The organism is Kluyvera sp. (assembly GCF_965301105.1).
The window spans coordinates 1-6,666 of sequence record NZ_CBDKZX010000128.1 but is presented as its reverse complement, the minus strand read 5'-3'; the positions used below and the strand labels follow the sequence as shown (position 1 = coordinate 6,666).

Below are 6,666 nucleotides of genomic sequence, written 5' to 3'. Positions count from 1 at the left end.
GTACGCCGCGCAGGAACTGAATCAGCATGAAGACGAAGAACCCTTGCGTGGCGAAGGCCAGCGGCAGGTACAGCGGCATATAGCTGTTCAGCATGCCCATTTCACGGAACATCAGGTACTGAGGAATCAGCAGTACGGTGCTCGGCAGCAGCATGGTGGTGATGAGCGTCGCGAACCAGAATTTCTTCCATGGAATCTCGAAGCGGGCAAAGCCGTACGCCACGATAGTGGAGGAGATAATGGTCAGAATCACTTTCGGGATCACATACTTGAAGGTGTTCAGCATGTAATGACCGAAGGTGTACTCGGTACCGGTTTTCCAGCCGTTAATAAAGCCGTCCCAGGTGGCGTGTGCCGGCCACAGGCTCAGCGTGGTGAAGATCTCGTGGTTCGGTTTGAACGATGCCGAGAACATCCACGCCAGCGGGTAGAGCATTAACAGACCGACAATCAGCAGGATGGTGTAGCGAACCCATGCGTTGATCTTCTCACGGCGAAGGGTGCGGGCAACCTCACGTTCAGCGATGCTTCTTGCGTCGGAGATTTGTTGAATATCAGCCATTTTTGCCTCCCTTATCGGCGGAGTAGAACACCCAGTATTTTGAAGACTTAAAGGCAATGGCAGCGAAGACTGCTACAACCAGGAACAGAACCCATGCCAGCGCCGCGCCGTAACCCATGTCGAAGTACTTGAACGCTGTGTCGTAGATGTACAGCGAGAACAGGTACGTTGAGTAGGTTGGGCCACCGCCGGTGATGACGTACGGTCCGGTAAACTCCTGGAATGCCTGAGTGGTCTGCATGATGAAGTTGAAGAAGATAACCGGCGTAATCAGCGGCACGGTCACTTTCATAAACATCTGCCATTTAGAGGCGCCATCGATCATCGCCGCTTCGTACTGAGACTGCGGAACGTTTTGCAGGGCCGCCAGGAAGATAACCATCGCGGAGCCGAACTGCCATACGCGCAGCAGAGTTACGGACATCAGCGCCAGAGACGGTTCGCCCAGCCAGTTGACCGGATCGAAACCGAATACGCCGATAAAGCTATTCAGCAGGCCGTCGATGGCGAACAGCGCGCGCCACAGTACCGCGATAGCCACGGAGCTACCGAGGATAGACGGGATATAGTAAGCGGTACGGAAGAAGCCAATTCCGCGTAATTTAAAGTTAAGAACAAACGCAATCCCTAAAGCAAATGCCAGTTTTAATGGGATTGTCAAAAATACGTAGGCAAAAGTTACGCCCATGGATTTCCAGAAGAGCGCATCTTCAGTAAACATGTAGCGATAGTTTTCGATGCCGTTAAACACCGGCGGACTCATCAAGTCATACTCAGTAAAACTGAGGAAGAAAGATGAAACGAACGGGAAGGCCGTGAAGATTATCAACCCGATTATATAGGGTGAAATCCACGCCAAACCCAGCATTCTGTTTTCATTCATACATACCTACCTGGCGAACAAGTGTGTCAAACGGATTGGGTGTTGGTTACATCCCTCGCGCCTGCTGGCGCCAGAGCGTTTAAAGCGTTAACTTGGTGTCGGTCATGCAGCCTTTCCCTGTAAGTGAATGTAATACAATAAAAATTAACATCGTCCATTGTTCGGTGTTGTTGCGTTTCAAAATCTCATGCTTTGCGACAATCATTTTATAAAACACCGTTTTAAATTTATTTTATTGCGATTTGTTTCTACGTCATTCGATTAATCGTGAAAATGTGATCGGAGTCGAAACGATGTTTCATTATAGTGACGGCGATGGCGTTTTTGTCCCTCAGCCAGCACCATTCGGGGCTTCTGGTATGGAAGTTGACAGCCGAAATATCTATTAAGCGTGATATAATTGATTGTTAAAATGATTAAGGCGCTAATCTTTGTTGAGGGTGAAAAATATAAAGCCTCAGCGAAAAAGATGAGGCTTTGATCACAATAAAAGGCTTATTCTGGAAACATCCAGAATGTATACGTTGTATGAGCCGTCAGTTATTTGTCGGAATCATCACAATACCGATTGGCGTTAAATTTGTGCAATGGCGCATCAAATCGCCCGGCGAGACAAACATATTTTGGTTGGTCCGCAGCGCAGCCAGCGGATCGAAGCGCCTGACGGTGGTATCAAGGTCTAACAGCGACGCGTGCGCCTGGGCAAAATAGAAAATGGCTTCCGCCAGCGCATCGGTCATGGCGGGTGTCGGTTGCGTGTTATTGTCCATAAAGGCGTGGTGCAGAGCTTCGCACAGCGCTTCATCGCTGGCGGTTTCCGGCGCGGCGTTCATATCATATTGATTAAAGGTCACCTGGCGCTGCTTCATCCAGTCGGCGGCTTTATCGAGCAGCGTTTCGCCAATGGCCGAATCCAACTGTGTGGCATGACGGAACTGCAGGCGGAAGGCGCTTCCGGCATCTTCAAAGCATTGGGCGACGAACTGTGAACAGACCATCGGATGCTTACCGGGCGTCTGCTGTTGCTGAATAAACTGAGTTATCGTCGCGGTCAGCTTTTTCAGTATCCGAATAATCACCTGCTGTTTTGGGCTGGTTATCGAGAATTTTTTATACATCAACAACAAACCAACCATATACAGCCCGGCATGGTCATAGGGTTCCTGGTTATTCAGGTGCTGGCGCGCCGCCTGAGTGACAGGCGTGAGCGGCGATGCTGTTGTGTGGCGATAAACATGAATGGTGCGGCCCTTAAAACGCTTTTCAGCAGGGTTGGTGGTTACCTGTGGCGGCGTTTCTTCCACGATGGTGGGCGGGCAGGTCTCAAAATACATCGCGGCGTGACTGACCGGGGCATCGGTCAAAAAGGTAATTGCCCAGGAAATAAAACTTTTCTTTTCCGGTGAGAAGAGCAGCACATCCGCTGGGTGAAGATCGTTAAGTGAGAGTACTTTCATAAAATTCCCTTTTCATTTCCTGACCAGTGACGGCAGATACGCGCTAGCATAACGCGCCTTATTTTTCGGCGACTGTGATGGAAATCGACGTTAGATCTCAGCGGAATGCGTGAAAATTTGCGGGGAATCTGAGACGGTAGGGCAAACGGGATAAACGGAGAAACGCCGCCCTTCGCGATGAAAAGCGGCGGAAGCGTCGAAGCTTATGCTTTCAGGAAATCCTGGCGCACTGGGGTGAAGGTATCGAGCAGAGTACCGGCTTTCAGGCACACGCAGCCGTGCATGATGTTCGGCTGTTTGTACAGCGTATCGCCCGCGGAAACTACGTGCTTTTCGTCGCCAATGGTGAATTCAAACTCACCGGACAGCACGTAGGTCAGCTGCTCGTGCGGGTGGTTGTGCATTGGGCCAATCGCGCCCTGTTCGAAGTTGACTTCAACCGCCATCATCTTGCCATCGTGTGCGAGAATGCGGCGGGTAACGCCATTGCCCAGATCTTCAAGCGTGGTTTCTTTATGGAAAATAAACATCCGGCTGTCCTGTTTTATGTTGAAACGGTGTTTCATTAAATTTATATCAGAAACGATCAAAAAGAAAACGCGAGCCGCAGATGTGGAAAGTTGATCACAACTTTGCTTCACTGGCAGGACGACAACGCACAAGGAACCACGATGAAAACGATTGGTCTGTTAGGCGGGATGAGCTGGGAGTCGACCATTCCCTACTATCGCCTGATTAATGAAGGGGTAAAGCAGCGTCTTGGCGGTTTGCATTCGGCGCAGATCTTACTGCACAGCGTGGATTTCCACGAGATTGAACTGTGCCAGTCACAGGGCGACTGGCAGCGTGCGGGCGAGATCCTCGCTCAGGCCGCGCGGGGCCTTCAGCAGGCGGGGGCGGAAGGTATCGTTCTGTGCACCAACACCATGCACAAAGTGGCTGAGGCGATTGAAACCGCCTGTGAGGTGCCGTTCCTGCACATTGCCGACGCCACGGGCCGTGCGATTCAAAAACAACGGATGAACAACGTTGCGCTACTCGGCACGCGTTACACCATGGAACAGGATTTCTACCGCGGACGTTTGCAGGCGGAATTTGGCATCAGTACGCTGATTCCCGAAGCGGACGATCGGCAGAAGATTAACCAGATCATCTTTGATGAACTGTGCCTCGGCGAATTCAGCGACGCCTCCCGCGACTATTACCTGAGCGTGATAGCGGCGCTGGCGAAGCAGGGCGCGCAAGGGGTGATCTTTGGCTGCACCGAAATTGGCCTGCTGGTGCCCGCTGAACTGAGCCCGCTACCGGTGTTTGATACGGCGGCGATCCATGCCGAAGACGCGGTGGCGTTTATGCTCTCTTGATCTCGCTAAGCACCGCCTCCAGCGGGTCGGTAATGCGTGACAGATGCGCCTGAAGATGGGCCGTAAACGTCTCCAGCAGCGCCGAGGCCGGGCGGTGTAGCGGGCGAATCAGACTGACGGTGAACGGCACGTCGACGCTAAAGCGGCGAATGGCAACGCCGCTGTTGACGTAGTCCAGCGCCGTCAGCGGGTTCACCACCGAAAGGCCGACGCCGGCTTTGACCATCGCGCAGATAGAGGCGGCGCTGTGCGTTTCGACCACCATGCGCCGCTTCACCTGATGTTCATTAAACAGCGCATCCAGCAGTTGGCGATAGCTGTCGGTGCGCGACAGGCTGATGTAGTTCTCGCCCTGAAAATCGGCGGGCGTCAGCACTGCTTTCGCGGCCAGCGGGTGTGCCTGCGGCAGAACGCACACTTCGTTGAGCGTGAGCAGCGGCGTGCGCTCGGTGCCTGCGGGCGTGTGCAGCGTCTCCGTCAGGCCCAGATCGTGGCGCTGCGCCGACAGCCACTCTTCCAGCAGCGGCGACTCCTGCGGCACGATTTGAATATTGACCTGCGGGTAGCGCGCGAGGAACGGCTGGAGCAGCGGCGGTAAAAAAGATTGCGAGAACACCGGCAGGCAGACAATCGACAGCTCTCCCTGACGGAATTCGCGCAGGCTTTCGGCGGCGCTGACGATACGGTCCAGCCCATACCAGGATCGCTGCACTTCTTCAAACAGCCGCAGCCCTTGCACCGTCGGGTGCAAACGTCCTCGGCTGCGTTCAAACAGCTTTAAGCCGAGAACCTGCTCGAAGCGCGCCAGCTCGCGGCTGACGGTTGGCTGTGAGGTGTGCAGCATTCGCGCGGCTTCCGTCAGGTTTCCCGCCGTCATAATGGCATGAAAGATTTCAATATGGCGCAGGTTTACGGCTGGCATCGGCGATCCTCACAGGTCTGTACTCCATATCATTTTTGCATAGACTCGCGATAAAACGATATTTTTTATTCTCTTTCGCCTGTGGCGTAATCATAAAAAAGATGATTACCGGAGTTCGCTATGCCACGCCCGCTCAACAATACCGACACTGACCTGACCGCCGACAACCTGCTGCGCCTGCCTGCCGAATTTGGCTGTCCGGTGTGGGTGTACGATGCGCAGATTATTCGCGCGCAGATTGCCAAACTGAATCAGTTTGACGTGGTGCGTTTTGCCCAGAAGGCGTGCTCGAATATTCACATTCTGCGTCTGATGCGCGAGCAGGGCGTGAAGGTGGATTCCGTCTCCCTCGGCGAGATTGAACGCGCGCTGGCTGCAGGCTATGAGCCGGGCGAAGGGCGTGACGATATCGTTTTTACCGCCGATATGATTGATGAGGCGACGCTGGCCCGCGTGCGTGAGTTACACATTCCGGTGAACGCCGGTTCAGTCGATATGCTGGAGCAGCTCGGCAGCATCTCTCCGGGGCATCGCGTGTGGCTGCGCGTTAACCCAGGGTTTGGCCACGGCCACAGTCAGAAAACCAACACCGGCGGCGAAAACAGCAAGCATGGCATCTGGTACAGCGATCTGCCGGCGGCGCTGACGGTGATCCAGCGTTATCAGCTGAAGCTGGTGGGCATTCACATGCATATCGGATCCGGCGTCGATTATGGCCATCTGGAGCAGGTGTGCGGTGCGATGGTGCGTCAGGTGGTGGAGTTTGGTCAGGATCTGGAGGCGATCTCCGCGGGCGGCGGGCTGTCAATCCCGTATCGCGAGGGCGAGGAGGCGATCAACACCGATCACTACTTTGGCCTGTGGGATGCCGCGCGTCAGCAAATCGCGCAACATCTGGGCCACCCGGTGAAGCTTGAGATCGAACCGGGGCGTTTCCTGGTGGCGGAATCCGGCGTGCTGGTGGCGCAGGTACGCAGCGTAAAAGCGATGGGCAGCCGTCACTTTGTGCTGATTGACGCGGGCTTCAACGATCTGATGCGTCCGGCGATGTACGGCAGCTATCACCATATTTCCGCGATGGCGGGCGACGGTCGTGCGCTGGAAAACGCCCCGCAGATTGAAACCGTGGTGGCGGGTCCGCTGTGTGAATCCGGCGATGTCTTCACCCAGCAGGAAGGGGGCAAAGTGGAAACTCGCCTGCTGCCTGCGGTGGTTCCGGGCGATTATCTGGTGCTGCACGATACCGGTGCTTACGGTGCGTCGATGTCGTCAAACTACAACAGCCGACCGCTGCTGCCGGAAGTGCTGTTTGATAACGGTGTGGCGCGGTTGATTCGTCGTCGTCAGACGATTGAAGAGCTGCTGGCGCTGGAACTTATCTGAGGGAATGCCCGATGGCGCTGCGCTTATCGGGCCTACGGGGATGTAGGCCGGATAAGGCGCTTGCGCCGCCATCCGGCACGTTATTTGTAATACGG

Annotated in this window: 7 protein-coding genes; 2 read left to right on the top strand and 5 right to left on the bottom strand. The window is 54.6% G+C overall.

Annotated features, from left to right (window positions below):
* From ACW14G_RS21755 to ACW14G_RS21740, 4 genes are all read right to left on the bottom strand, one after another.
* Positions 1–562 (bottom strand): carbohydrate ABC transporter permease (locus ACW14G_RS21755; RefSeq protein ID WP_455648790.1); only part of this gene is annotated, 562 nt, incomplete at its 3' end.
* Positions 555–1,445, bottom strand: coding sequence for a carbohydrate ABC transporter permease (locus ACW14G_RS21750; RefSeq protein ID WP_064542927.1), 891 nt, complete (start codon positions 1,443–1,445; stop codon positions 555–557). The genes ACW14G_RS21755 and ACW14G_RS21750, both read right to left, overlap by 8 nt.
* Before the next feature lie 536 nt (positions 1,446–1,981).
* Positions 1,982–2,902 (bottom strand): hypothetical protein, encoded by a 921-nt coding sequence (locus ACW14G_RS21745; RefSeq protein WP_249022795.1) that lies wholly within the window; start codon positions 2,900–2,902, stop codon positions 1,982–1,984.
* A 203-nt stretch (positions 2,903–3,105) separates the two neighbouring features.
* Positions 3,106–3,432, bottom strand: a complete 327-nt coding sequence (locus tag ACW14G_RS21740) for a cupin domain-containing protein (RefSeq protein ID WP_163449353.1) — start codon at positions 3,430–3,432, stop codon at positions 3,106–3,108.
* Between the two features lie 141 nt (positions 3,433–3,573).
* On the opposite strand from ACW14G_RS21740, the gene ACW14G_RS21735 reads away from it, so the two are divergent.
* A complete protein-coding gene (locus tag ACW14G_RS21735; protein ID WP_223803894.1) occupies positions 3,574–4,266 on the top strand; it encodes an aspartate/glutamate racemase in 693 nt (230 codons plus the stop codon).
* On the opposite strand, the gene ACW14G_RS21730 is transcribed toward ACW14G_RS21735, so the two are convergent.
* Positions 4,253–5,188 carry a LysR family transcriptional regulator gene (locus ACW14G_RS21730; protein WP_064542938.1) on the bottom strand — a complete coding sequence of 312 codons (936 nt, stop codon included), beginning with the start codon at positions 5,186–5,188 and terminating at the stop codon, positions 4,253–4,255. The two genes, ACW14G_RS21735 and ACW14G_RS21730, sit on opposite strands and share 14 nt — an antisense overlap.
* A 120-nt stretch (positions 5,189–5,308) precedes the next feature.
* Between ACW14G_RS21730 and lysA the strand changes: the two genes are divergently transcribed.
* Positions 5,309–6,571, top strand: coding sequence for a diaminopimelate decarboxylase (lysA, locus tag ACW14G_RS21725; RefSeq protein WP_167575088.1), 1,263 nt, complete (start codon positions 5,309–5,311; stop codon positions 6,569–6,571).
* Positions 6,572–6,666: the final 95 nt, after the last annotated feature.

Bases quoted from the DNA above. Each gene is read 5' to 3' on its own strand.
- ACW14G_RS21750 (WP_064542927.1), bottom strand. From the start codon at position 1,445: ATGAATGAAAACAGAATGCTGGGTTTGGCGTGGATTTCACCCTATATA.
- ACW14G_RS21745 (WP_249022795.1), bottom strand. From the start codon at position 2,902: ATGAAAGTACTCTCACTTAACGATCTTCACCCAGCGGATGTGCTGCTC.
- ACW14G_RS21740 (WP_163449353.1), bottom strand. From the start codon at position 3,432: ATGTTTATTTTCCATAAAGAAACCACGCTTGAAGATCTGGGCAATGGC.
- ACW14G_RS21735 (WP_223803894.1), top strand. From the start codon at position 3,574: ATGAAAACGATTGGTCTGTTAGGCGGGATGAGCTGGGAGTCGACCATT.
- ACW14G_RS21730 (WP_064542938.1), bottom strand. From the start codon at position 5,188: ATGCCAGCCGTAAACCTGCGCCATATTGAAATCTTTCATGCCATTATG.
- lysA (WP_167575088.1), top strand. From the start codon at position 5,309: ATGCCACGCCCGCTCAACAATACCGACACTGACCTGACCGCCGACAAC.